We start from the raw sequence: 1521 nt of genomic DNA on the forward strand, positions 1-1521 counted from the left end.
ACCCTGCCCTCCCCCGCACGCGGGAGAGGGTTCTGCGGTGCGCGGAGACGCAGACAACGCCCCACGCAGAGCGATCTGCCCCCCTCCCCCTCAGCTTGCGGCGAACTTCAGCAGCTTGGCGGCGTCGAAATCCTGCACCCCGCCGCCCACACGCTTGGTGGTGTAGAACAGCACGTAGGGCTTGGCCGAATAGGGATCGCGCAGCACCCGCACCCCGGCGCGGTCCACCACCAGGTAGAAGCGGCGGAAGTCACCGAAGGCGATGGCGTAGGCATCGGCCGCCACGTCCGGCATGGCCTCGCTTTCCGCCACCGGGAAGCCCATGAGGCTCGCGCTCTGGCCCACCCCGGCGGGCGGAGACCACAGGTAATTGCCGTTTTCATCCTTCAGCTTGCGGACCGCGCCCTGCGACTGCCGGTTCATGACGAAGGTGGCGTTCTGCCGGTAGCCGGCCTTGAGCGCATAGACCAGGTCCAGCAGCGGATCGGCCGGCGCCGCCGCCGGGAAGGCACCTGCCGCGCCGGTGGCCACATAGCCCACCTTGTCCCAGGCCCAGGTGCTCTCGGCCACCTTGGTGTAGGCGAGGAAGCCCTTGGGCTTGGCGACACCGTCGCCGGTGACGAAGGCCACCCCCTCCTGGCTGGCGAAGGCGGTGTCCACCTCGGTGGCGAGCCACTCCTCCACATTCACCTGCGCGTCGTCCAGCAGGGACTGGGTGGCGGCGGGCATGGCGTAAAGCTCCATGGCCGGGAAGGCCAGCTCCGCCAGCACCGGGCTGTCGGTCTGGGGCCGTGCCGCCGTCTCCGCCGCCCAGCCGGAGACCGGGCCGGAGGTCATGAACGGCTTGCGATAGGTGCCGCCGCCGATCGTCCGCACCGAGGCCAGCGCGCGGATCGGCGACAGGGCGGCAAGGCGGCGACCGATCTCGGTCTCGGTCTCCGAGGGCACGAGATAGCCGCCGTCCGCGCCCGAGCCGGAGGACAGCGCCTTCGCCTCCAGCGCCTTGAGGCCGCCGGCCTCGCCGTGACGCACATAGGTGGCGAAGGCTTCGGTGTGCTCGCGGGTGGCGGCGGGCGCCTCGGTGCGCTCCGGCGCGGCGCCGAGCGACGGCCGGCGCGCCTTGGTGGCGAGCGCATCGAGCCGCGCCTTGTGGCTGTCGAGGGCGGCATCGATACGGGCCAGCTGCTCGGTGGTGAGCACGTCGGCGCTGCGCCGCTCCATCTGCGCGAGACGGGAGTCGTTCACCTGCTTGTAGCTCTCGAAGGCGGCGAGGAAATCGGCCACGGCGGTGGTGGCCTCGGCGCCGGCCACCTTGGTCTCGGGCGCACCGGCGAAGGTGCGGGCGGTGTCGGCACAGGCGGTGTCGGGGTGGGACATGAAAACCTCTTCTGGGATGAACGGAAATCAGATGCGGGAGCCCGCCCCGGTCGGCCTGCCGCGCAGGGCGGCGGGATCACGCCGGCCGGCCTGCTAGGCCCGGGCGCCGGCGCGCAGGCGGGCCGCGGCGGCGGAGAGCAGGGC

The 1521-nt window shown here is 72.1% G+C and carries 1 protein-coding gene; it reads right to left on the reverse strand.

The features are described 5' to 3' along the window. Window positions 1-90: 90 nt before the first annotated feature. The gene (locus K9U41_RS22815) at window positions 91-1377 is read right to left on the reverse strand and encodes a phage major capsid protein (protein WP_282643126.1); all 1287 of its coding nucleotides are present in this window, start codon (window positions 1375-1377) and stop codon (window positions 91-93) included. Between the last annotated feature and the right edge of the window lie 144 nt (window positions 1378-1521).

The organism is Xanthobacter autotrophicus (assembly GCF_029991245.1).
GTDB lineage: Bacteria > Pseudomonadota > Alphaproteobacteria > Rhizobiales > Xanthobacteraceae > Xanthobacter > Xanthobacter autotrophicus_C.